20 protein-coding genes and 1 riboswitch are annotated in these 24,973 nt (G+C 59.2%); of the genes, 5 read left to right on the top strand and 15 right to left on the bottom strand.

Annotation, left to right across the window (positions count from 1 at the left end; genetic code table 11):
* Positions 1–56: 56 nt before the first annotated feature.
* From AAIH70_RS12970 to AAIH70_RS12940, 7 genes are all read right to left on the bottom strand, one after another.
* Positions 57–1,904 carry a DUF2264 domain-containing protein gene (locus AAIH70_RS12970; RefSeq protein ID WP_132275142.1) on the bottom strand — a complete coding sequence of 616 codons (1,848 nt, stop codon included), beginning with the start codon at positions 1,902–1,904 and terminating at the stop codon, positions 57–59.
* 80 nt (positions 1,905–1,984) lie between these two features.
* Positions 1,985–3,265 carry an ABC transporter substrate-binding protein gene (locus AAIH70_RS12965; protein ID WP_132275144.1) on the bottom strand — a complete coding sequence of 427 codons (1,281 nt, stop codon included), beginning with the start codon at positions 3,263–3,265 and terminating at the stop codon, positions 1,985–1,987.
* Between the two features lie 31 nt (positions 3,266–3,296).
* Entirely contained in the window at positions 3,297–4,028 is a 732-nt protein-coding gene (locus tag AAIH70_RS12960; protein ID WP_132275147.1) for a DUF624 domain-containing protein, read from the bottom strand.
* 24 nt (positions 4,029–4,052) lie between these two features.
* A complete protein-coding gene (locus AAIH70_RS12955; RefSeq protein WP_132275150.1) occupies positions 4,053–5,162 on the bottom strand; it encodes an ABC transporter ATP-binding protein in 1,110 nt (369 codons plus the stop codon).
* 12 nt (positions 5,163–5,174) lie between these two features.
* Positions 5,175–6,347 carry a glycoside hydrolase family 88 protein gene (locus AAIH70_RS12950; protein ID WP_132275153.1) on the bottom strand — a complete coding sequence of 391 codons (1,173 nt, stop codon included), beginning with the start codon at positions 6,345–6,347 and terminating at the stop codon, positions 5,175–5,177.
* Between the two features lie 4 nt (positions 6,348–6,351).
* Positions 6,352–7,188 carry a carbohydrate ABC transporter permease gene (locus AAIH70_RS12945; RefSeq protein ID WP_132275156.1) on the bottom strand — a complete coding sequence of 279 codons (837 nt, stop codon included), beginning with the start codon at positions 7,186–7,188 and terminating at the stop codon, positions 6,352–6,354.
* Positions 7,189–7,191: 3 nt separating this feature from the next.
* Positions 7,192–8,133: a carbohydrate ABC transporter permease gene (locus AAIH70_RS12940; RefSeq protein WP_132275158.1), complete on the bottom strand. Its 942-nt coding sequence runs from the start codon at positions 8,131–8,133 to the stop codon at positions 7,192–7,194.
* Between the two features lie 236 nt (positions 8,134–8,369).
* On the opposite strand from AAIH70_RS12940, the gene AAIH70_RS12935 reads away from it, so the two are divergent.
* Together AAIH70_RS12935 and AAIH70_RS12930 are read left to right on the top strand one after the other, a co-directional pair.
* Positions 8,370–10,145, top strand: coding sequence for a heparinase II/III domain-containing protein (locus tag AAIH70_RS12935; RefSeq protein WP_132275161.1), 1,776 nt, complete (start codon positions 8,370–8,372; stop codon positions 10,143–10,145).
* A 10-nt stretch (positions 10,146–10,155) separates the two neighbouring features.
* Positions 10,156–10,938, top strand: a complete 783-nt coding sequence (locus AAIH70_RS12930; RefSeq protein ID WP_132275163.1) for a carbohydrate-binding protein — start codon at positions 10,156–10,158, stop codon at positions 10,936–10,938.
* Positions 10,939–10,974: 36 nt separating this feature from the next.
* Here the strand turns inward: AAIH70_RS12930 and AAIH70_RS12925 are convergent, their stop codons facing one another.
* Positions 10,975–11,706 carry a FadR/GntR family transcriptional regulator gene (locus tag AAIH70_RS12925; protein ID WP_430034454.1) on the bottom strand — a complete coding sequence of 244 codons (732 nt, stop codon included), beginning with the start codon at positions 11,704–11,706 and terminating at the stop codon, positions 10,975–10,977.
* A 236-nt stretch (positions 11,707–11,942) separates the two neighbouring features.
* On the opposite strand from AAIH70_RS12925, the gene AAIH70_RS12920 reads away from it, so the two are divergent.
* Positions 11,943–13,598, top strand: coding sequence for an acyltransferase (locus AAIH70_RS12920; protein WP_430034316.1), 1,656 nt, complete (start codon positions 11,943–11,945; stop codon positions 13,596–13,598).
* A gap of 298 nt (positions 13,599–13,896) precedes the next feature.
* Here AAIH70_RS12920 and AAIH70_RS12915 read toward each other — a convergent pair whose 3' ends face one another.
* From AAIH70_RS12915 to AAIH70_RS12890, 6 genes are all read right to left on the bottom strand, one after another.
* Positions 13,897–14,925, bottom strand: a complete 1,029-nt coding sequence (locus AAIH70_RS12915) for a methionine synthase (protein ID WP_132275893.1) — start codon at positions 14,923–14,925, stop codon at positions 13,897–13,899.
* A gap of 25 nt (positions 14,926–14,950) precedes the next feature.
* Entirely contained in the window at positions 14,951–15,928 is a 978-nt protein-coding gene (locus AAIH70_RS12910) for a DUF1852 domain-containing protein (protein ID WP_132275166.1), read from the bottom strand.
* Positions 15,929–16,031: 103 nt separating this feature from the next.
* Positions 16,032–16,244: riboswitch (cobalamin riboswitch) on the bottom strand.
* 325 nt (positions 16,245–16,569) lie between these two features.
* Entirely contained in the window at positions 16,570–16,932 is a 363-nt protein-coding gene (locus tag AAIH70_RS12905) for a hypothetical protein (protein WP_132275169.1), read from the bottom strand.
* A gap of 173 nt (positions 16,933–17,105) precedes the next feature.
* Positions 17,106–18,485, bottom strand: coding sequence for an HlyD family type I secretion periplasmic adaptor subunit (locus AAIH70_RS12900; protein WP_132275172.1), 1,380 nt, complete (start codon positions 18,483–18,485; stop codon positions 17,106–17,108).
* Positions 18,482–20,269: a type I secretion system permease/ATPase gene (locus AAIH70_RS12895; RefSeq protein WP_207908262.1), complete on the bottom strand. Its 1,788-nt coding sequence runs from the start codon at positions 20,267–20,269 to the stop codon at positions 18,482–18,484. The genes AAIH70_RS12900 and AAIH70_RS12895 overlap by 4 nt, the downstream gene beginning before the upstream one ends.
* 542 nt (positions 20,270–20,811) lie before the next feature.
* Entirely contained in the window at positions 20,812–21,015 is a 204-nt protein-coding gene (locus AAIH70_RS12890; RefSeq protein ID WP_132275190.1) for a KTSC domain-containing protein, read from the bottom strand.
* Between the two features lie 281 nt (positions 21,016–21,296).
* On the opposite strand from AAIH70_RS12890, the gene AAIH70_RS12885 reads away from it, so the two are divergent.
* Positions 21,297–22,325 carry a LacI family DNA-binding transcriptional regulator gene (locus AAIH70_RS12885; protein ID WP_132275193.1) on the top strand — a complete coding sequence of 343 codons (1,029 nt, stop codon included), beginning with the start codon at positions 21,297–21,299 and terminating at the stop codon, positions 22,323–22,325.
* 139 nt (positions 22,326–22,464) lie between these two features.
* Complete coding sequence (locus AAIH70_RS12880) at positions 22,465–23,424, top strand: bile acid:sodium symporter family protein (RefSeq protein WP_132275196.1); 960 nt, start codon at positions 22,465–22,467, stop codon at positions 23,422–23,424.
* A gap of 57 nt (positions 23,425–23,481) precedes the next feature.
* On the opposite strand, the gene cysN is transcribed toward AAIH70_RS12880, so the two are convergent.
* Entirely contained in the window at positions 23,482–24,972 is a 1,491-nt protein-coding gene (cysN, locus tag AAIH70_RS12875; protein WP_132275199.1) for a sulfate adenylyltransferase subunit CysN, read from the bottom strand.
* Between the last annotated feature and the right edge of the window lies 1 nt (position 24,973).

Raw genomic sequence — 24,973 nt, 5'->3', positions numbered from 1 at the left:
ACCGGCTGGCGATGATTGCTGATCTTGAGACGGCGCCGAGATTATATCCCGGCCGCTCAGAGAGCGAATGCCGGCACACGTTCGCCGCCAGCACGGAAAATTGCCTCGAGTTCGGCAAGCGTCGGGCATGCGGGAACGGTTTCAAGAAGTCCGGTTTTCGCGTCCGCTCTGGGAAGAGCAACGACCGCTGCGCTCAGCACCGTCGTGCCCGCAGAAATCTCGCCACGCAATTGCGGCACCAGCGTTTTGGCATGGATGAGGTTCGCATTGGCGATGGCACTGATGGCATGGCCGTGGCGTGTGATCGTCGGCGACAGATCGACAATGGCGCTGATATCCGTCTGACCTTGCCAGATGGCTCTGCCCGGCTCCTGCACGCTGCTATCGGCATTGAAATCGGCACGCGGAATGGCAAACCCGCCTTCGCTCGTCTGCAGGCTACGCGGTGTGTGAATGCGGTGGATACGGATATGCCAGGGATTGGCCGGGACAAGCCAGCTCTCGACGGTCACATCATCCCACGGCTTCCAGCGGGAATAGAGTTTGTCGCCGGCAATCAGCGCGTCTTCCAGCGTCTCACGCATGCGAAAATGCACACCGTCATCGGAAAGCCCCAGCATGCCGTCAAAACTGGCGGCAACGAAATGCCGATCGTTGAGTTCGATGTTGAAGCCGTAACGGGTGGAATAGACGAATTTCGAATATTTTTCGTTGGCCCCGAGCATCCTGTCATGCTGTTGGCCGGAAGAAAGGATCACGGTATTGCCGGGCGTATGCATCGCCACCATGCCGGCTTCCTTCAGCGGAACCGGGTCAGCGAAATCAGGGGCAGGGGTCTCCTCAGTCGCCCAGAAAGGATGATCGGCGGGCAGGGCCAGCGGCAGGAAAAACTTGAGTGCCCAATAGGGTGATCCCGCCGAGTTATAGCTCTCGCTCATCATCAGGTTCGGATAACCGTAGCCGATGGAGAGAATGCCATCACGCTCGGCAATCGGCAGGTCCGACCACCAGCGGATATGGCGCATGTAATATCCCTTGATCTCGTTCCAGGGCAGGGCCTCGACGCCGGCAAAGGCCAGCGCCCCCCAAATGCCACCGCAGGCAAAACGATAGGTCTGGCTGCGACCGAAAGCGAGCGCCGCACCATCCGACCCGAACCAGTGGCGGATATCCTTGGCAAACACGTTTGCACGCGCGCGGTAGGCCTCAGCACGCTTCGTGTCGTGCTTGGCAATGACGGAATAGATCAGCGCATAAAAATGCAGGGCGAACGGTACATAGTGGTCGACCCGTTTTACAGGTCCGTCGCGATACCAGCCTTCGCCCAGCCGGAAAGCCTCGACCTCGTCGAGATATTGCTCCGTGAGCGAGCGGTCGAAATCCACACCCGCCTGCGTCAGGCCGAGATCGATCAGGACGCGAAAAAATTTCCAGTTATTGTCGACGAAGTCTTTGGTTCGCGCCGAGATCAGATAGGCGGCAACCGTTTTTTTCTGGTCTTCGCTCAGCGGTTCCCAGATAAACTGCGGCACCATGGCAATGGCAAAACCGATGGCAGCAAGCTCCACCTGTCGCTGGTCGGTGCGGGAAACATCGCCCCAATATTCCGGATTGTCGGGATCGGTGCCGTTGGCAAGGCCGCGACGATAGAGGTCCCAATGCGGAAAATCATAACCGCCGGCAGCCAGCGGCACGATGCCCCACAGCGGCCGGGCAAAACCTTCGAGATCGGCCGCTGCGCGATCAAAATGCGCACCGGTGGCGCTGAGCCGCACCCGCGCGCCACCCTCGGAGAAGTAGGGAAGCAACGGATTGAAGAGATCCATCACCGCTTTGGCTAGATCATCGCGGCTGAGAAGAGGATTGCCGTGGAGGGGATTGGCGCGGACAGGATCGTAGATCATCGGTCTTCCATAGGTTCGGACATGTGTGCGGACAAAAGAAACCCCGCGAAAACGTTTGGTCTCCGCGGGGTTCTGGCATGTTATTTGATGGCCTTCACGCCATCGGCCATTTCCTTCAACCCGTCATCGATAGAGATATTGTCGGTCATGATCGAGTCATGCGCGCGGTTGAGGATAACCTCGATGCGGGCAGCATTCGGCGTGACCGCCATTTCCAGATAGGATTTTCCGGGTTCCAGTGCCCCCTTGCTGGTCTCGTCCTGCGGGAAACCGTCAAGCGAGGCGATCTTCGCCGTCACTTCCGGTGTACGCACGGTCGGAATGGTGCCGGTCGACGCGATGATCGAAGCCCCTTCGGCGCTGGTCACGAACTTGATGAAGTCGAGAACCGCTTCCTTGTGGCCGGAATTGCTGTTCACCGAAAGACCGGAAATCTGCGCCGCCGTGGTGCCGGCAACAACACCGTCCGGATGCGGGAATTTCACGATACCCCAGTTCTTGCTCTTGCTCTCACCGGATTTCACCTTGGCGATCTGCGTGCCGACGAACCATGTGCCCATCGGCAACATGCCGATCGTGCCGTTGAAGAACGGACCGGAATAGTGCGTGTTGGAGGTTTTCAGCGTCGCATAGGATGGCACGATGCTGTCTTCCTGCAGTTTCAGCGCCCGCTCGTACCAAGGCTTGAGGAAGGCATAATCCGGGCCGGCCAGCGTGTTCTTGCCGTCGAGAATACCGGCCAGTTGCACGGTGGAGCGCCAGGTGTGAAACAGCGCGCCATAGGTCTTGTTGACACCCATGCCACCCGCCAGTTTCGTGGCTGTCTCGTCGAACTGCGCCCAGGTCATGTCATTGGTGGGGTAGGGCACGCCGGCTTTGTCAAAAATGTCCTTGTTGTAATAGACGACCCAGAAATCCGAGCGGAACGGCAGCGAATAGATTTTGCCATCCACCGTCATTTCTTCGGCCAGACCACCGAAGGAGGCCTTGTCGATCTTCTGCTCAGTCATGAAGCTGGACAGATCCATGATCGAACCGGCGCGGATCAGGTTCGTGTAGTTCGGCACGTCCTTGACGGTGACGATGTCGATATCTTTTGAACCGCCCGCGAGCTGCGTGGCGATCATCTGCTGGTAATCCTGCGAGCCCAGGTCGATATGCTCGAACTTCACATTGGGGTTCTTGGCCTGATAGGCCTCGATCAGCGGCTTGTAATAGGCCACCTTGTCCCAGTCCCACAGCGCCCAGCGCAATGTGACGGCGTCACCGGATTGCGCGAACGCTGCACCTGTGGTCGATGCCGCAAGGGCAAGCCCCGCCAAAGTCAGTTTCATGCCTCTCCCAAACGTTTCCAAATACATCCTGTTTCTCCTTCCCTGGATTGTCTCTGGTTCAGATATGTCTTGCGTCAGCCGCCTCCGTTTCGAGGGCTGGCTGAACGGCAGCCGGCAGGGCAAGCACCATCACGGCGGCGCGGTGCGCGGCAAAGGTAATGGCGAAAAGCCCGAGTGAAAAATTGAGCGTGGCCGGCATGAACACCGACACCGGGTAAAAGGCGATATGCGCCACCCACAGCGCGGCGACGAAAACAAGGGCGGCGATCGCCGGCAGCGGCCGCAGCACGGAAGCGATGACGGCAAGCTTCAGCAACGTCTTTGCGGGCATGTCGCGCATCACCATCAGCACGATGAGATGGCAGGCGACGATGCCGAGAAAAACAGTGACGGCGAGCGCGGTCGTCAGCGGGAAGGCGAGAAAAACATTCTCCCGCGCCGCTGCCGCGTAGGTGACGATGGCATAGATGGCGAGGCCGATGACGGCGGCAAATGCCAGGCCCCAAGCCGTCGCCCGCCAGAAATAGCGGCGCAGCGCCTCCACGAAATCACGCAGCAGATAGGTGTTGCGGTCCTCGACGAAAGCGACGCAGACAAAAACCGTGGCGGCGATGGCGGCAGGCAGCGGAATGATCAGCAGGGCGACCAGAATGAACAGGATGTTCAGCTTGACCATCTCCCACCATTCACGTGCAAAGATCTGGGAAAACAGAGCAAGGCCGGTCTTTTGCGGCGCATTCTTGGGAATGCCCGGCCCTTCCTTCGTCCACATATCCCGCAGCCACTGCATGGCCTACCTCCAGGTGGTGTTTCCTCAGTAGAGTATCGACCGTTCCGTTTCCTTGTCGAACAGCTGCATATTGGTCGTATCGACGATCAGTTTTGCCGTTTCGCCAATCCCCGCCTTGAAGCGCGGCGAGACACGCACAGTCATAGCCTTTTCCCCGGCGGTGATATTGAGATGGATCTCGGACCCCATCGGTTCCGCCAGATCGACCACGGCCTCGAAGGGCGCAAGATTTGCGGGGTTGATGTCGGCAGGCGCCAGTTCATGGAAGTTTTCGGGGCGCAGGCCGATAACGACTTCGCGGCCCTCGTAGGGCGCAATCCGGGCCTTGTCGAAATTTTGCGGGATCGGCAGCACGCGGCCGTCAAAGATCGCCACATATTCTTCGCCGCGCTTTTCGATCTTCGAAGGCAGCATGTTCATCTGCGGTGCGCCGATAAAACCGGCCACGAACATGTTGATCGGGCGGTCATAGAGGTTCTGCGGCGTATCGACCTGCTGGATATGACCATCGGCCATCACCACGATGCGGTCGGCCATGGTCATGGCCTCGATCTGGTCATGGGTGACGTAGATGAAGGTCGAGTTCAGCCGCTTGTGCAGCTTGGTGATCTCGGCGCGCATCGTGCCGCGTAGCTTTGCATCGAGGTTGGAAAGCGGTTCGTCGAGCAGAAACACTTCCGGATTGCGCACCATGGCACGACCCAGCGCCACGCGCTGCCGCTGTCCGCCGGAAAGCGCCTTGGGCTTGCGGTTGAGAAGATGCGTGATGTCCAGGATCTTTGCCGCTTCCTGCACCTTCTGGTCGATGACCTCTCGCGAAGCCTTTCGCAGTTGCAGGCCGAACGCCATGTTCTTGTAGACGGTCATATGCGGGTAAAGCGCATAGTTCTGGAACACCATGGCGATGTCGCGGTCCTTGGACGGCACGTCGTTGACGACGTCGCCGCCGATGATCAGCTCGCCGCCCGAGATTTCCTCCAGGCCCGCGATCATGCGCAATGTCGTCGACTTTCCGCAGCCGGACGGACCGACCAGAATGATGAATTCCTTGTCGGCGATCTCCAGATCGATGTCATGGACAACGGTCAGGGCACCGTAGGTCTTGTTCAATTTCTTAAGTGAAATGCTGGCCATCGGTTCAATCTCTCACCAGTAGGAAGACCACGAACGCGACAGGCGCGTCAGGGCCTCCATGTAATAATAGTCACCCCAGGACACGCACTCGTCGACGCCTTCGCCGCGGCAGGTGTTGTAGGGCGATTTTTTGGAATAGGTGCCGTGCAGGACGAGCCCGTTGGAGACGGCCGGATCCTTGACCGCATAATGATCGGCAAGGCTTTTCATCATCCGGCGGGCCAGATCGCGGTAACGGTCCGCTGCTTCGCCGCCGACAAGATCGGCCATTTCCAGCAATCCGCAGGCAACGATCGAGGCCGCAGACGTATCGCGCGGTTCGTTGTCGCCATCGGTAAACACCATGTCCCAATAGGGCACCAGATCGGCCGGCAGCTTGTTCAGGTAGAAGGCCAGCAGCCGGTCGAACGTGTCGCGATATTCGTCTATCCGTTCATAACGATAGGAAAACGCCATGCCGGCCACACCCCAGGCCTGACCGCGCGCCCAGAAACTGTCGTCGCTAAAACCCTGCTTGGTGGCGCCGCGCACGGGCGCACCGGTCACCGGGTCCATGTAGAAGGTGTGATAAGTGGATGAGTCCGGCCGCACGGAATTGGCAAGCGTCGTGCGGGCATGGATCAGCGCGATATCGCGGTATTTCGGGTCGCCGGTCTGTTCCGTTGCCCAGTAGAGCAGCGGCAGGTTCAAAAGGCAGTCGATGATGTAGCGGTATTCTTCCGCGACGCCCTTGCGACCCCATGCCTGAATGAACTGGCCGATCGGCTGGTAGCGTTCAAGCAGCTGGTCAGCGGCGAGAAGTGCCGCCTTACGGCCATCCTCGTCGCCCACCAGTTTCCAGGCGGCGATGCAGGAGGGCGAATAGAGAAAACCCATGTCGTGATGGTCGGTTTCGATGCGGTTCTCGATCCGGTGCAGAAAACTCTGCACCTGGATTTGCGCCGCATATTGAAACACCTTGTCACCGCTATGCTCGAAGGCCAGCCAGATCTCGCCCGGCCAGAAGCCGGCGGTCCACTGGTCGTTGGCGACAGCGGGGTAAAAATTTTTCACGCTCGAATGGTTCTGGGCGCTGTAGGTGAAGTCCGGCAGATTGCGGCGGATCTGCGCGACAGCGATATCGAGAGCGGCTTTGACCTCTTCGTCGGTAATCGGCTGCGGAGCGATGGATGTGTTCACGTTCATAAAATCAACCCTTGATGCCGGAGGATGCGACGCCTTCGACAAAGAAGCGTTGCAGCGACAGGAAGACGATCAGCACCGGGATCAGCGCCACCACGGATGCGGCCATGATCAGCCCGTATTCGGCGGAATATTGGCTGATGAACATGCGCAGGCCGATCTGGATCGTCTTCAGCTCGGTCTTGGTCAGGTAGATCATCGGTCCCAGAAAATCGTTCCAGGTGGTGACGAAGGTGAAGATGGTCAGCGTCGAGAGTGCAGGCTTCGACAGCGGCAGCATGATCTTTGCCCAGATCTGGTATTCGTTCATGCCGTCTATGCGGGCGGCTTCGCACAGCTCGGTCGGGATCGACATGTAAAACTGCCGCATCAGGAACACGCCGAAAGCGGTGAAGGCCTGAAGGCAGATCAGCGCCAGATGGGTGTTGTTGAGGCCGAATTCGCGCATCAGCAGGAACTGCGGCACCATATAGACCTGCCAAGGCATGGCGATGGTGGCGATGTAACCGAGAAACAGCGCGTTCTTGTAAGGGAAATGCAGCTTGGCGAAGGCATAGGCCGCAAAGCTCGATGTGAACAGCTGCATCAGCGTCACGATGATCGTCAGCTTCGACGTGTTGTAGATGAACAGCGCCAGCGGGATTTTCGTCCAGATATCGACGTAGTTCGACCACTGCGGGTTGGATGGTATCCATTCGATCGGGAAAACGAACACTTCGCTGCTGAGTTTCAGCGAGGCCGACAGCATCCAGGCGAAAGGCAACAGCATCACGATGGTGATGAGGATGACCGTCGCATAGATGGCGGCGAGTTTTCCGGTGAGTTTTTGGCCGGCAATGCGCATGGCTCAGTCCTCCTTCTGGCGGCGGAACTGGACGACGGTCACGGCCAGCACGAGGAAGAACAGGACGAGCGCGATCATGCTGGAATAACCGAGATCCCAGGAAATGAAGGCCTCGTTGTAAATGTGATAAACGAGCACGAGGGTCGAGGTGCCGGGTCCGCCCTGGGTGATCATGTAGATCTGGTCGAACACCTTGAAGGACTGGATGGTCAGCATCACGGTCACGAAAAATGTCGTCGGCCCAAGCTGCGGCACGGTGACGTACAGAAATTTCTGCCAGGCATTGGCGCCATCCAGATCGGCCGCCTCGTAAAGCTCGGAATTGATGCCCTGCAGGCCGGCCAGGTAGATGACCATGAAATAACCCATGCTTTTCCACACGCCGAACAGGATGACGGTGACCATCGCCCAATGGCGGTCGGCGGCCCAGCCGGGCATGTTTTTCGGGTCGAGGCCAAGAGTGTAGAGGATCATGTTCACCGGCCCCATTTCGGGGTTGAAGATCATGTTCCAGACAACGGCTACGGCCACCAGCGAGGCGACATAGGGAAAGAACATCGCGGTACGGAAAAAGTCGCGGCCTAGGATTTTGTGGTTGAGCAGAATGGCAAGGCCGAGCGCGCAGGCAAGCGTCACCGGCACCGAGACGACCGTATAGATGATCGTGTTCCAGAAGGCGTCCTTGAACGCCTTGTCCTCGAACAGCCGCCAGAAATTGTCGAGCCCGGCGAAAGACATGGCATTGCTGCCATCCCAGTGCATGAAGGCCAAAACGAAGGCGAACAGGATCGGGCCGAGCGTGAAAACGGCAAAGCCCAGAAAATTGGGAGCAATGAAGGAATAGGCCACCAGCGCGTCCTGCACCCTGCGGCGACGTTTGGACACGGTTTTCCGTCGTCTCGCCGGAACCGGTGTGTCGCCGGCGGCAATGGTAGAATGGGCCATGAAACTCCTCCGAAGAATTCGCCACAGACATGCGTTTCAAAGCGCTTATCCGCGGATGCACGTCAGCCAGATTGCTCTGTTGTCCGTACCTCCTCCCACATTCGACATAGCATATCCACGACATTGGTCAAACAACTTATCAACCCATCATATGAATTAGCTGGAACTGCAAAAATACATATGATAGGGCGGATCAAATCACGGTGATCGTGGCTCATGTCGACAGGGAGGAAAACATGTTTGGCGAGGTCGCAGCGCGGCTGCCGGCGGTTTTGGCGGACTTTCTTCCCGGTCGCCCCATCGATGACCGTGAAACCTGGAACAGCTTCCCTGAAAACCTCAGGGCGCTGGTTCTGGCCGATGCCGAGGCGGCGCTTGGTCGCAACTGGCCGGTGATCACGGCCGGCGATTACCGCCAGTTTTCGCAAGACGGCAATCGCGCCGATTTCGAAGCGCTGTATTTTTCCCGCCGCCGTATGTTGAACGATCTGGTTCTCGGCGAACTGCTGCAGAACGAGGGCCGGTTTTTATCCGCGATCATCGATGGCATCTGGCTGATCTGCGAGGAAAGCGGCTGGCAGCTTCCCGCCCATAATGCCTACCAGCGCGGCGGCATCCGTTATCCGCTGCCGGATGTGGACCGCCCGGTCATCGACCTGTTCGCCGCCGAAACCGCAGCACTTCTCTCCACCATTGTCGCGATGATGGGCAGCCGCCTTGACGCGGTGATCGTCAGCCGCATCGAGCGCGAGGTGCGCAAGCGCATTCTCGAACCCTATCTCACCACCCATTTCTGGTGGATGGGTAATGGCGATGAACGCATGAACAACTGGACGGCCTGGATCACCCAGAATGTCCTCCTCTCCACCTTCAGCCTCAGGACCGATCAGGGCTTACGCGCCCATGTGGCGGAAAAGGCGCTCGGCAGCCTCGATGCCTTCATCAAGGATTATGCGGATGACGGTGCCTGCGAGGAGGGTGTCGTGTATTACCGGCATGCGGCGCTCTGCATGTTCGGCGCCATGTCCATTCTCGATACCGTTGCCCCCGGCGTCATGGGGCCGCTCTGGTCCGCCTCAAAAATCCGCAACATGGCGGAATACATCGTCAACATGCATGTGGCCGGGCATTTCTATTTCAATTTCGCCGATTCCGCGGCCGTCATCGATCCTTGCACAGCCCGTGAATATCTGTTCGGCAAGGCGGTCGGCTCGCAAAAACTCAGCGATTTTGCCGCCCGCGATCGCGCCACAAGCGAGAGGCCGCATCTGCCGGAGGAATGGAACCTCTGGTACCGCGTGCAGGAACTGTTGACGCCTGTCGCCCAACCGGAAGGCGCTTTCCTGCCGACAGATGCCTCCTATCCCGGCATCGGCCTTCACATCGCCCGCGACGAAAATTTCGCGCTGGCGGTGAAGGGTGGCAATAATGGCGAAAGCCACAATCACAACGATGTCGGCAGCGTCACGCTCTACAAAAACGGCCAGCCTTTCCTGATCGATGTCGGCGTCGAGACCTATACGGCGAAGACCTTTTCCGCGGATCGTTACCAGATCTGGACCATGCAATCGGCTTTTCACAACCTGCCGACATTTGGCGAGGTGATGCAGTCCGATGGCGCCGCCTTTGCCGCGCGCGACATGCAGGCAAAATTTTCGCCGGAGAAGGCCGAGATATCGCTCGATATCGCGCCGGCCTATCCGCCCGAGGCCAAGCTGCGCAGCTATCGCCGAACGGTCACGCTCAACCGCGGCCATGGCGTCGAGACCACCGATATCCACGAGGGCGACCTGCCGGCCACCCTGTCGCTGATGCTGCGGGAAAAGCCGGTGGTTGAAGGCGGCATCATCCATGTCGGCGACCTTGGTCTCATCGAGGTCGAAGGTGGCCGCGACATTCAGGTCGAAACGATCGAGATCAATGACGCAAGGCTGAAAATCTCATGGCCTGCAAAACTTTACCGGCTGCGCGTCCCGTTCGCGGACACGCGCCTGACATTGCGGATCGTCTGAGGAGGACGGGATGGAACTGACACTGAAAGTGATCGATGGCGCCGGTGCCGTGAAGGCGCAAGCGTCGAATGGCGATGAAGTTTTTCTGGTTTTCATGGATGAATATCAGGCGGGCGATCAGGTCGTGGTCGAAGCCTCCGAACCCGGCCATATCGTGCTGTCGCTGGATGATGCGATGCCTCCGACGCTCGTTTATCTGGCGGCTGAAAACTATGCGCTGGCCGTTCCCTTCGAGATCAAGCGCGCGCCCTACTCGCCTCGGTCCTTCACCGGCGAGCGTCATCGCCTGCATGTGCGAAAAGCTCGCCCGGAAGAGAGCGCTCAACGCCGCAATCTGGCGCTCAATCCATGGGATGACCACGCCAACACGACACTGTTTCCGCACGCGCATGCCAATGTCGAAACCCGCGGTGAATCGCAGTTCTTTGCCCGCAACGCGATTGATGGCGAAAAGGCCAATGACGATCATGGCCACTGGCCCTATACGAGCTGGGGCATCAACAAGGACCGGGAAGCAGCGCTGACGATCGAGTTCGGCCGCCCGGTCAGGATCGATGAAATCGTGCTTTATCTGCGCGCCGATTTCCCGCACGACGCCTGGTGGGAAAAGGCGAGCGTTACGCTCTCCACTGGCGAGACCCATACATTTTCGCTGATCAAGACCGGCGCGGCGCAAGCCTTTCCGATCAAGGAGCAGACGGTGGAATGGGTGCGGCTGCACAGTCTCATCAAGGCGGATGATCCCTCGCCCTATCCGGCATTGACGCAGATCGAGGTCTGGGGTCGGGATTGATCGAGCTGACGGCAGCGGCAATGCTCGCTGCCGAAATCAGTTCGAACCTGCCCGCGAATTCCGTAGCAGATCGCGATACCGGATCTGGCTGCCGCGCAGATGGTCGCGCATGGCGTTGCGGGCGGCTTCCTCGTCGCGATCTGAAATCGCCATGACGATCGCCTCATGCTCCTGATGGATCAGGCGGCGATAGGCAGTCTGTTCGGCGGGTTCTGGGTCCGGCACCGGGCGCGATTGCGGAATGACGGCGCCGCCGTGAAACTCCAGATGCTGGCGGAACAGTGGATTGTTGGTGGCGTCGGCGATCGCGAAATGCAGGGCCAGATCGGCCTCGCGGATCGATTCATTGCGCTCGATACAGCGCAGCACCTGCCGGTGACATTCGAAAATCGCCTCTTCCTGAGCCGGAGAACGGCGCGCGGCGGCAAGGGCTGCCGCCTCGATTTCCAGCGGAGCGCGCACTTCCAGCACTTCCAGATCGGAGGAAACCCGCGCCTTGTCGATCCTTCGGTTATTTGCCAGAGCGGACGCCGGTTCCAGCACAAAAATGCCCGCACCCTGGCGCACTTCCACCAGCCCGTCGGATTTCATCGCCGCCACCGCCTCGCGGATCACCGTGCGGCTCACCTTGTGGGCTTCGGTCAGCTCCGCTTCGCTTGGCAGCTTGTCTCCGGGGGCATACTGGCCGCTGGAAATCGCCAACCGGAGGCTCTCGCCCACCTGAAACACCAGAGACCCGGCTGTCTTGCTTCGATCCTTGGTTTGCACCACCACGCCCAATTCCTTGTCAAAGACTTGCGGCGATGTTTTTGCTCGCCCGATCCGTTTCATCGCGATACTTGTATGATAAGTTAATGCAAACATCAATCTTCGCACGGATTGATGTTTGCCATGTTCACCGGTTAAGCATCGGAAATATGGTGGAGAAGCCGGTTGTCCGGACAGGAATGGCCGCAAAAATGTCAATTCGTATGATGACAATAAGCGGCGGGAGGAGAACAAGAATGATGGATTGCGACGTCAAACGCGATATCGACACGGCGAGAGAAGACCGGCTGCAATTCATGACCTGGGAGCGGCAGCCCGGTGATATGGACAGCGACGGCCAGAAAAAACGAAGAGCCGATTTGGCGAAAAGTGCCGGTGCGCGGATCGCGGACACGGCCTATATCGCCGGTGATGCACGCATATTCACCTCCCGGCTGGTGGTCGGGGAACACTCATGGATCGCAGGCCATGCTCTGGTGCGGGGCGATGTCGAGTTTGGCAAGAACTGCTCGGTCAACGCCTATGCCTGCCTGTCGGGAAAAATCCGCTGCGGTGATGGCGTGCGCATTGCCTCGCTGGTCTCCATCGTCGGCTTCAACCATGGTTTTGATGATCCCGATACGCCGATCAACGACCAGCCGCATGTCACACTCGGCATCACCATTGGCGATGATGTCTGGATCGGTGCCAATGCCGTCATTCTCGATGGCGTGACGATCGGGCGAGGGGCGGTCATCGCCGCCGGTGCCGTCGTGACAAAAGATATCCCCGAACTCGGCATCGCCGCCGGTGTGCCGGCCAAGGTGGTGCGCCGCCGCGGTGAAAGCGCTTTATCCACCAAATCCCGGCGCTCGGAAGTCGAGGCGGCGTTGAAACGGATCGGCGACATTGCCGGCAGCGAATGGCGCGACGTGCTTGCCCACTACTGCACACCAGCGGGGTACATGTCGGCCGGTGCCGATGGCGTGGTGCACGCCGCCCTCCGGCACGAATGCGACGCAATCGAAATCGCCGCCGGTTTCGGCCACGCGCCGCAGGGCGAAGAGGCGCAGGATCTGGTGGCAAGGCTGCAGGCCCTGCAGGATCCCGAAACCGGTTTCATTCCCGATCCCTATAATCCGCCCGACCGCACGAAAAATATCCGCGAGGATTCCGCCTCGCTCTACCATGTGCTTTCGGTCGGTTATGCGCTGGAAATTCTGGGTTCCCGCCCGCGTCTGCCAATTTCGGATGTCGAGCTGGAACCGGCCGCGCTCTGCGACTGGCTGGAAGCCCTGCCGTGGTCGACGCGTGCCTGGTGGAGTGGTGATCGTGTCGATTCCATCGCAACGGCGCTCTATTTCAATGCGCGGTATTTTAAGACCGGCAGGGGCAAGGAAGTGCTGTTCGGCTGGCTGGCAACGCATGTCGATCGTGCCACCGGCCTCTGGGGAAAACCAACAGAGGCGCAGGGCCTGCTGCAACCGGTCAACGGCTTTTATCGCCTCACCCGTGGCGCTTATGCGCAGTTCGGCGTGCCGGTGCCGCTGCCGGAAGCGGCCATCAATTCGGTCATTACCAACTACCGCAATCACGACGGTTTTTCCGGCGAGAGCTACAATGCCTGCAATCTGCTCGACACCATCCATCCCTTGTGGCTGTGCCTGAAACAGACGGATTTTTCGCGCGCGCAGGCGGAAACGATTGCCGAAAACGTCATTCTGCGTGGCGCCGAGAGATGGCAGACGGGCAGGGGCTTTGCGTTTGCAGACCGCCAGAACCCCGGCCTTCAGGGCACGGAAATGTGGCTGTCGACCCTGCATCTGGCGGCCGATCTTCTGGGGGTGGAAGAAAAATTTGCCTTCACGCCGAAGGGTGTGCATCGCACCCGCGCGGTCGGCATGGGGTTATGAAGGGCTTCGAAAAGGTGGGTTCTTAAAGGGCAATGACGCCGTGCGAGCACCGGGCATGGTGTGATTGAAACGTGGCTCGGAAAACCCACGATGTGCATGGATTGATCACTGCTCGAGCAGGCTACAGTCTCTGGGCAGCACATCATTGGCAGGAATGCGGCAAAGGCGGACATCCTTCGAAGTCTTCAGGATGATCCGCGCTATGACCGCAGAGTCATTCTTAGGTCATCCAGCGTGTATCACGGTGGGTGCGGTGGCGACGGGCAGCCGCCATCCGCTGGTTCAGACAATCGGAAAACTAGCCAGCGAGCTCTCTCCGGACGATCTCAGCTCCTGCACTCAAGGCATTCAGCTTGCCTCTTGCCACACGACGGGACAGAGGGGCCATGCCGCAATTGGTGCAGGGGCAAAGGTTTTCTGCGTCGACAAACTTGAGCGCCTTGCGCAGCGTTGCAGCGACCTCCTCCGGGGTTTCGATGGTATCGCTTGCCACATCGATGGCTCCGACCATCACTTTTTTCCCTCGTACAAGCTCCAGAAGATCCATCGGAACATGAGAATTGTGGCATTCGAGGGAGATCATGCCGATGCTGGATTTCTGCAGTTTGGGGAGAGTTTCCTCATACTGCCGCCATTCTGACCCAAGCGTCTTTTTCCAATCCGTATTGGCCTTAATGCCGTAACCGTAGCAGATATGGACGGCGGTCTCGCACTTCAGCCCTTCGATTGCCCTTTCCAGAGTGGCGACACCCCAGTCATTCACCTCGTCAAAGAAAACGTTGAAAGCAGGTTCGTCGAACTGGATGATATCGACGCCGGCCGCCTCCAGTTCCCTTGCTTCCTCGTTGAGTATCCCGGCAAATTCCCAAGCGAGCTTTTCTCGGCTCTTATAGTGCCCGTCAAAGAGTGTATCGATCATCGTCATCGGACCCGGCAAAGCCCACTTGATCGGCTGTTTGGTCTGCTGACGCAAAAACCTGGCGTCTTCGACGAAAACCGGCTTCTGGCGAGAGACAGTGCCGACAACTGTCGGGACACTCGCATCGTAGCGATCGCGAATTCTGACGGTTTCGCGTTTTGCAAAATCGACCCCTTCGAGGTGCTCGATGAACGTCGTGACGAAATGTTGGCGTGTTTGCTCGCCATCACTGACGATGTCGATGCCGGCCTGTTGCTGATCGTCCAGCGAAAGGCGCAAGGCGTCTCTTTTGCCCTCCAGCAATTCCTCATCCGCCAGTTTCCAGGGCGACCACAGTTTTTCGGGCTGCGCAAGCCAAGAGGGTTTCGGCAGGCTGCCGGCGGTCGATGTGGGGAGAAGTTTCTTCACAATGGGGACCTCTTCTAAGTGTTGATCAGGCGGCGCAGTGAGCAAACAGTTGCTCAAGGGCAGCGCGGTATGGCTTGATGAAGTGTTCTTCGGTGAACTTGGCCTGATCCACCGCCAAGCGACTTCGTTCGTCGCGGTCGTAGGCGATCCGGGTCAGCGAATAGTCCTGGTGTTTCAGATTGGGCTGGTAAAATGTCCCGGCCGCTGCATTCGCATTGTAGATTTCAGGGCGATAAATCCTCTGAAACGTTTCCATCGTGCTGATGATGCCGATCAGTTCGATATTGGAATAATCGCCCAGCAAGTCGCCAACAAAATAGAAAGCCAGCGGCGCGACGCTGCCCGCAGGCATGAAGTGGCGAACCTGCAATCCCATTTTCCCGAAATACTGGTCGGTGGACGAGAATTCATGCTGCCGGTACTCGACGCCCATGACGGGGTGATGATTTTCGGTCCGGTGATAGGTCTTGCTGGTCGAGGCGCTGATGCAAATGACCGGCGGCTTGCGAAACTGCGACCGGTAGGCATCTGACTGCAGAAAGGACTTGAACAGCTTCCCATGCAGGTCGCCGAAGTCGGCCGGAATACTGAAGGCAGGCAGGCTCCTGTTATACTCCGGCAGCACCACGCTGAAGTCGTAGTCGCGCACGTAGGAGGAGAAGTTATTCCCCACAATGCCTTCGATACGTTCCCCGGTTTTGTGATCTACGATCGTCGTCTTCAGTATCTCGATGAGAGGAAATTTCTCGCCATCAACATCCAGGTTCATTTCGACCGAAATGATCTCCAACTCGACCGAATAACGGTCAGATTTGGGATTATCCCAGTGTGCGAGGGCATTGAAGCGGCTATCGATCATCGCCAAGACATTGCGCAGGTTTTCCTGCCGCTTTTCGCCTCTGGCCAGATTGGCAAAATTGGTGGTGATGCGCGTATGTGCCGAAGGACGATAATCCTCGTCGAAGGGTAGGCTTGTGATCGTGAAACTGCAGGTCTGAGACATGTTGTGCCCCTATAAAGTTGGGGGCATGGGTCTGCGGACGCATAGCAAGATCGGCCGCGACGATGCAGCCTTTGCTACGGCACACTGGGACACCCCGCCCGTGGACGTTATTTCGCCAAAGGCAGGTCTCCTGGCTCACGGTTCATCACTTCCGTCCGTCTTCCCGGGGTAAACCAGTGACATATTGGACTTCAGCTCGCCGCTTACAGTTGCGGGGGCAGCGTCGGCTTTTCCGCATGACACGGAGCACCGACTTCCCTCTTAGCCCAGGCACGTTGCAGGCAACGACCGGGGAACCTTAGGCATGGTGACCATATTGCAAGTTAAGTCGCCGGTCAACATCATATAACGATATCTTTATATCGTTAAGTCTCTGCTGCAGTTGTAGGTGCGGGCCAAATGATTGCATTCGGCATCAACAGAGGATTCTCGCAGGCGCAGGCTTGGGCCGCGGCAACCAAATATAGATGGCTGACTATCGGCGCAATTCCGACGGGCGCAGGTGAGCATGCGTGATGACCGCAATGGGGCGACCGCAGCCCTGGCATTCTCGCGTCTTCTCTCGTCCCCGAGACATCCAACCCCCAAAACGCAAACAGGCGGCCGAAGCCGCCTGTCCAAAATCTCGAGCCGAAACCGGATCAGCCGGCGGCCGGAACCAGCAGTTCTTCGCAATAGCTGGAACCCTTGGAGCCGGGGCGATCGGCAACGATACGGATGTCTCGGATGTTGTAATCCGAAGAAACCGTCAGCGTCGCCGCGCAGCTGACGCTGGCGCTCTTGCCATTTTCCATCTTGATGCGCTTGTAGCCGCCACGCCAGTTGTAGACGGTGGAGGAACCGCTTGCGACGTCGCTGTATTGCGGGCCATAGGCGGCAAAAAATTTGCCGGCCGACTGGCCGACCCAGCGTGCCGAAATCGGGTCCGACTTCAGGGGAGAAGCGGTGGTGCATGCGGAAAGCGCGACTGCGACGACAGCCAGCGCGGCAAGACGGGTGTTCATGGTTCTGGTGGCCCTTGTTGAAAAACCGGGCAGCCGTCCCGCCACCCTGGAAATGCAATATTTCGCAAGCGGCCTAGCAGATTTCCGTCATGTTTCGCGAGAGGCTTTCCCGCATCTGCGAAAAAACTTTAGCAATCGCACTTTTATGTCACGCTTTTGCTGCGGCAAACGCCTCAGTTCTCGCGCATGGCCCGTGCCACCTGGTCGGTCAGCGGTTTGACCAGATAGGAAAGCGCCGATCGTTCGCCCGATTGCACAAAGGTTTCCACCGGCATGCCGGCCACCAGCGTCAGGTCGCCCAGCTTGTTGCGCTCATCCTGAGGAATGGTGATGCGCGCCGAATACCAGCTTTCACCGGTCTGCTGGTTGTGGTTGAGGTCGGCCGACACCGTTTCGACAATGCCGTCGATCTCCGGCGTGGTGCGCTGGCTGAAGGCGGAAAACCGCAGGCCCGCTTTCTGGCCGGCGCGGACCTGATCGATATCGGCCGGCCGGATCTTTGTGTCGATCACCAGCTTGTCGTCGGTCGGCACGATCTGCATCACCGTTTCGCCGGGTGAAATCACCCCGCCGATCGTGTGCACAGCCAGTTCATGCACGATGCCGGCCTGTGGCGCGATGATGTCGATGCGCTTCAGCTGGTCTTCGGCGGCAATGCGCTGTTCAGCCAGTTCCGCCAGCTTGTTGTCGATGTCGCGCATCTCGGTCAGCACTTCGGCAAGGCGGTCCTGATCCAGTTGCAGGATCTGCAGTTCGGTTTCGGAAATGCGGGTGGCTGCGCGGGCAATCTCGGCAATCAGCTGGCCGCGTTCGCCATCCAGCTGCGCCTTGGTGCGTTGCAGTTCGGAAAGCCGGGTAAACTGCACCAGCCCTTGTTCGCTGAGGTTGGAAATGCGTCGCAACTCCTCGACCACCCAGGAGAGTTCCTCGTTCTTGGCGTCACGCCGCACTTCCAGCCCGGTGCGCTCCTGCTCGATCTGGCCGATCTGCTGGCGAAGCCGTCCCTTCTGGCCCTCCATCGTCTCGCGCCGCGCCCTGAACAGCGCCGTCTCGGCGGAGATGTATTCGGAAACGGCAGGCTCCGACAGGCGTCCGGCCAGATCGTCGGGCACCTTCAAATCCTTCTGCTCGTCACGCTCGGCAATCAGGCGCATGCGCCGCGCGCCCAGCTGGTCGATCTGCTTGGTGACGACCGAAAGGTTGGCGCGGGTAATGGTGTCGTCCAGCCGGATCAGCAATTCACCGGCTTTCACGCGGCTGCCGTCTGTCACGCGGATCTGGCCGATGATGCCGCCTTCGCGGTGCTGGATACGTTTGGCCGATCCTTCCACCACGATCGTGCCGGTGCCGATGACCGCGCTTGAAAGGTTGGCCGTCGCGGCCCAACCGCCGGCACCGACCACGAGGGCACCGACAGTGACCGCCGAGGCCAGAAGATAACGGCGAATGGCTTGTGATGCCGGCGTTTTGGGACCTTCCTCCAGCTTGAACCGCTCGAGAAACTGCAGCCGCTGGCGAAATCCGGGCCAAAGAGATTTCAGGTCGAATATCATATGGCGATCCTCTTGCCGGGCTTGCTGGCGTCCGGTGCCTCGGTCGTCTCGTTCTCGGCCAAGCCCGTGGCCGGTTTCGGTCGCTGGCCTTCTTCCGCCTGTCGCGTCGTCTTGCGCAACACTTCATCGCGCGGACCAAACGCCACCATCGCGCCGCCATTCATCACCAGCACATGGTCCAGCGCCTGAAGCGCGTTGGGCCGGTGGGCAACCACGATGATGATCGAGCCGGCCGCACGCACGGCGGTTATCGCGCGGGTCAGCGCCACTTCGCCTTCGGAATCCAGATTGGCATTCGGTTCGTCCAGCACGATCAGGAAAGGTTTGCCGTAAAGCGCGCGGGCAAGGCCGATGCGCTGGCGCTGGCCGCTGGAGAGAATGGCACCGTGATTGCCGATGGCGGTGTCGTAACCGTCTGCCATGGAGAGCACCAGATCATGCACGCCGGCAAGCTTTGCCGCCTCGATGATCAGCTCCGGGCTGGCTTCGGGCGAAAAGCGGCTGATGTTTTCGGCAATCGTGCCGTCGAACAGGTCGACGCCCTGCGGCAGATAGCCGATCGAGGGGCCAAGTGCTTCCGGGTCCCATTGGTTCAGTGCTGCGCCATCGAGGCGGATGCTGCCGCGCGCTGCCGGCCAGATGCCGACCAGCGCACGCGAAAGCGTCGATTTTCCCGATCCGCTGGGACCGATGATGCCCAGTCCCTGGCCGGCAAACAGGCTCAGCGAAACATCATGGATGATCGGCTTGGCGCTGCCGGGCGGAATGATGGCGAGGCCGGCAACCGACAGCGAGCGTTTTGGCGCCGGCAGCGGCATCGGGCTGCGGTCATTGCCATAACGCTCCAGCGTTTCCTCCAGCCGGCGGCGCGACTGGCGAGCATTGATGAAACTGCGCCACTGGCCGATCACCATCTCGATCGGCGACAGCGCCTTCGAGGTCAGGATGGACGAGGCGATGATGGCGCCGGGGGAGGCCAGTTGCTGGATCACCAGCCAGGCGCCGAGCGCCAGAATGGCCGATTGCAGCGCCATGCGAAAGATCTTCGAGACGGCCGAAAAGCTGGCGGTCAGGTCGCTGGTTGCCGTCTGGCCCTCGACGTAGCGGCGGTTCACCTCGTCGAAGCGGGCGGCATAGGCGCTGCGCATGCCCATCGCATGCAGCGGTTCGGCATTGCGTTTCCCCGCCTCAACCAGTTCCCAGCGGGCCGAAACCAGCTGCGACAGTTTTCGCGTCGGGTCGCGCAACAGGAATTCGCTGGAGAATGTCAGCGCCATCAGGAAGGCGGCGCCGGCCAGCGCCGCATAACCGAAATAGGGATGGAAGATATAGAGGATGATGATGTAGAGCGGCATCCACGGCAGGTCGCAGATGGCGATCGGGCCGGAACCGCTCATGAAGCCGCGGATCTGGTCGAGATCACGCAGCGGCTGCGAAACCGCATCGCCTCGCGCCATGTTGAGCGGCAGCGACAGCACCGTGTTGAAAGTGGGATCGCTCAGCTGTTCGTCGATACGCCGGCCGATCTGCAAAAGGATTTTCGAGCGCATCATTTCCAGAACGCCGAGAAAGGCATAGATGCCGAGCGCAAGCAGGGTCAGTGCGACGAGTGTCGGCACGCTGCGGCTGGTCAGAACCCGGTCATAGACCTGCATCATGAACAGCGGACCGGTCAGCATCAGGATATTGGTCACCGCACTCAGTGCGGCAATGCCGTAAAAGGCCTTGCGGGTTTCCGTCAGCGCGGATGCCACGCGCGTACGCCGACCCCCTGATGAAGCCATCTCACTCACCCTTTAAAAATGTCCGGGATCGATACACGCCTTGAACTTTGACATCATTGATGCCCGGTGTTCATTTTAGGTCAGAGATCTCTAATAAACGTAAATCCGGCCAAAGCATGTTCGCATCCGCGAAAAATGTTGCAATGCCCGCAACGTCATTGCTGCGGAAAATGGATTTTTGCCGGCGCTTTTGAAAATTCTCCGGTTGCTGCACCGCCGCATGCCAATGAAACAATTTTGAACGATCAGGTCGGAAAACGCCAACCGCAGGTCTTAAATTATGTTAAGTATGTGTTTGCAGTGCGGGTGAATGTGTCTCGAAACGAGGCATTTTTCAGGAGGAATCGCATTTGCGGCGTTTGAAGGGCAACTTTCAGGCTATGAATTCGTTAAGGAAATAGGCCGGTCGGGAGCCGGTTGGAGACAATAGGGAGGAATTCACCATGCAAGGACACGTGTCGGGCTATCTTCTGTCGCTACAGATCTCCCTTTACATGTGGGCGGTGATCATCGTCGGCGGATATACGCTTCTGACCTGATGACTACAGAGACGGATATTTTCCGCGGATCTCGGTCATGTAATAATTGCCGGGTGAGGCCGCGACCGTGAGGCCGACCACCTGGCCCTTCGAGACCCCGGAATAGGCCCTGCGTTCGCCATTATAGAGAAAAACCGTGAGGTTTTTTTCGTCCTCGTCGTAATCGATCGCTTCAATCAGCTTGGATTGAATGCTGATGATTGCCATGGCCCACCTCTTTTTTGGTTAAAACACGGCTGGACGCCAGCTGCATCCTGCGGGTCCATTGTGATCGAAATGCGTCAAATGACAAAAAATCTGTCACTTGTTCCGATCATGGATTACACTCCATCCTATCGAACTGCATAAAGCCACCTGCATGACCAATAACGAAGCCAGCCTCCAGTGTGAGGTAAGCTCGGATTGCTGAAAGATTGAGGGTATCTTCGGCATCGAGTTGCGGGCAATCCGTGAGGAATGCCCAAGGCTTGAAGGAATAGGGGGCAGGCATGCGCCAGAAGCGTATAAGGGGCGAACGCACCACGCTGCTTGATGTCGCCACCAAGGCTGGCGTCAGCGCGATCACCGTTTCGCGGGCACTGCGCGAGCCGGATCGGGTTTCGGAAGAATTGCGCGAGCGGATTTTCCGGGTCGTCGCAGAAACCGGCTATGTACCTGATTTTGCCGCAAGAGCATTGGCCAGCCGCCACAACGGCATCGTCTGCGCGCTGATCCCGGAAGTCAGTAGTCTTGCGGTGATGAACATAATCCATGGCATCGAGGCGCGGCTGCAGGATACCGACCTGCGAATACAATATGCCAATGCCTGGCGGGATCCGGAAAAGGAAAAACGCCAGCTGGAAATGTTCATGTCGCAGCATCCGGCGGGCATTCTGGTTGCCGGCGGGCAGAACCAGCAGGTTATTGCCAATCTCATCCTGAGCGCCAAATGTCCCGTCGTCCATATGATCGACATCAACCTGACGGCACTCGGCACCGTCGTTGGATCCGATCACTGCACAGCCGCCAAGGTTGCCGTGCGCCACCTGCTCGATTGCGGTTATCGCCGCATCGCCATTCTTGGCGCAGGCGTTGATCTGCGTGTGCAACGACGGCTGGAAGGTTATCGCGTCATGCTGGAGGCGGAAGGTCTCTTCGACCAAAACCTGGTGATGATGTTGCCGGAATCGACATCGGTCCCGTTAGGATGTCGCATGCTGGGTGAGATGATCGAGCGCCATCCGGATGTCGATGCCGTCTTCTGCCTCAACGATGACCTTGCTCTCGGGGCATATTTCGAATGCAAGCGGCGCGGCATAAACGTGCCGGAGGATTTTGGCATCTGCGGCTATAACGATGTGAATTTCGCAGCCGTTGCCGAACCGCCACTGACGACGGTGCGCATCCCGCGATACGACATGGGCTACCGCGCCGCCGATCTTCTGATCCGCCAGATCAATGGCGAGAAGAGCGCCAAACAGTCGATCGATCTGGGGTTCGAGCTGAAGGTGAGGGGGACGACCCGCCACCGCCTTTAAAGCAATCCTCTGATCCAATATCAGCAAACACCACATCCAGCGTGTGTCCGTACCGAACCGTACGGTTTTGCCTGCAATCGACCTTGACCCGTATCGTGGTGGGTCTATTGCGCCTCCTTTCCCGTATGGAGGCCTCCTTTTGAAAGCGTTGACATCTTTTTCCAGCTTCGTCGGCAGAACATTTGCCGTCTGGGTTATCATTTTTGCCGTGCTCGGCTTTTTTCTGCCCGACCTCTTCAAGCTGGTGGCGCCCTATATCGTCATTCTGCTGGGCATCATCATGTTCGGCATGGGCCTGACCATCTCCGTCGATGATTTCAAGGAACTGGCCCGCCGCCCGTTCGAGGTGGCGATCGGCGTTGTCGCCCATTTCGCCATCATGCCGGCGCTGGCGCTGCTGTTGACCATCCTCATTCCGATGCCGCCCGAAGTCGCAGCCGGTGTCATCCTTGTCGGCTGTTGCCCCGGCGGCACCTCCAGCAATGTCATGACCTATCTTGCCAAGGGCGACGTGGCGCTGTCGGTTGCCTGCACCTCGGTCACCACGCTTGCCGCACCCATCGTCACACCATTTCTGGTCTGGATGTTCGCCAGCCAGTATCTGCCGGTTGATGGCTGGGCGATGTTCATCTCGATCGTCGAGGTCATTCTGGTGCCGCTGGCGCTGGGTTTCCTGGCGCAGAAACTGGTGCCCGGCGCCGTTCGCGCGGCGCTGCCGGTCCTACCGTTGGTCAGTGTCGTCGGCATCGTTCTGATCGTCGCCGCCGTGGTGGGCGCCAGCAAAGGCGCCATTGCCCAGTCCGGCCTGCTGATCTTTGTCGTCGTCGTTCTGCACAACGGATTGGGTTACCTGCTGGGCTTCTTCGCCGCCAAGGCTTTTGGACTGAGCTTTTACAAACAGAAGGCACTCGCGATCGAGGTCGGCATGCAGAACAGCGGTCTGGGTGCAGCACTCGCTACAGCCTATTTCTCGCCACTGGCCGCGGTGCCGAGCGCCATCTTCAGCGTCTGGCACAATATTTCCGGCGCGCTTCTGGCCAATTATTTCGCCAGCCGCAGCAAGGATGAGGAAGCAGGCAAGGCGCCTGTATTCCATTGATGAAAAAGGAAAGGGCCGCGTTTGCGGCCCTTGTCGGTTCTGGAGGAGGAGCCGGGCTCAGATATCGCTGCCGGCATTGCGCCACAACGTTGCCGCTTCCGCTGCCGTCAGACGCTTGATCTCGGCCTCATCGCGGCGGTTGGCAAACAGGTCGCTGGCCATCAGCTGTTCGGCGAGATCCGCTGGTAGTGACAGAACCACCCGGTCACCCTCACGTTTCAACCCGCCAAGATTGGCGCGCTTGCCGGTAATCATGCCGCCGGCCACCGTGTTCAGCGTGTCCGGGTCGATCAGGATGAAGGCACCAGTGGCGCGGTTCTGCTCGTAAGCGTCGAAAACCGCGGTTTCCTCGAAGGCGAGGCGCACCTTGCCGATGGCGTTCATGGCCAGCGTCGACGCATGCGGACGCCACTGACCGGAGGCAAGGTCGAGCTGTGATAACGGCTCGATCGAAACACGCTGGCGGCGCGAACCACTTTTTAGCCAGTAGCGCTTGCCGGGCTCGATGCCGCCCTGCTGAAGCGCCACAAGCTGCGCATCGAAGGCGGTGCCGGTCAGCGGCTGGGCATCGATCGACACGATCAGGTCGCCACGCGCCACGTCCACCTGCCTATCCAGCACGAGTGTGATGGCATCGCCGGCAACGGCGGCATTGCGCACCAGATCGAAGGTGACGATCTGGCTGACATTGGCAACCGTGCCGGAAGGCAGGATCACAACCGAGTCACCCGGCTTGATCGCGCCACCGGCAACCGTGCCCTGATAGCCGCGAAAACTTTCGCCGGGGCGCACCACGCGCTGCACCGGCATGCGGAAACCGCCGGCCTGGGTGGAGCGCGCCGTTGCCAGTTCCAGCGCCTCGATCAGCGTCGGGCCTTCATACCACGGCATGGCATCGGAAGCGGGCGCCACGACGTTTTCGCCCTTCAGCGCCGACATCGGAATGGCGGTGATCTGGCGTACGCCGAGCGACAGTGCAAACTCCCGGAACTCGTGGCTGATACGGTCGAAGATCTCGCGGTCGTAGTTGACGAGGTCGAACTTGTTGACCGCCAGAATGAACTGGCGGATGCCCATCAGCGAGGCGATCGTGGCGTGGCGGCGGGTCTGTTCCAGCAGGCCGACGCGGGCATCGGCCAGAAGCACGGCCAGATCGGCGGTCGAGGCGCCGGTCGCCATGTTGCGGGTATATTGTTCATGGCCGGGCGTATCGGCAACGATGAACGACCGCCGGTCGGTCGAAAAATAGCGATAGGCAACATCGATGGTGATGCCCTGTTCGCGCTCGGCCTGCAGGCCGTCGAGCAGAAGCGCGAAATCGGGCAGGCCCAGATCGTTCTGGGCGCCGCTGTCGCGGGCAAGGCTTGCCGCCTGGTCTTCCTTCACCGCCTTGGTATCCCAGAGCAGGCGGCCGATCAGCGTCGACTTGCCGTCATCGACGGAGCCGCAGGTGATCAGGCGTAACGGCCGTGTGTCACGGTGGACGCGGGCGGCAGATTCCGCAAATGGCAGTATGGTCGCGGATGTGGTTGCTGCAGATGCGCTCATG

It is taken from the genome of Neorhizobium sp. BT27B (genome assembly GCF_050455485.1).
Taxonomy (GTDB): domain Bacteria; phylum Pseudomonadota; class Alphaproteobacteria; order Rhizobiales; family Rhizobiaceae; genus Neorhizobium.
Note: the sequence above shows the minus strand (reverse complement) of the source record. Positions and strands in the feature narration are given on the sequence as shown.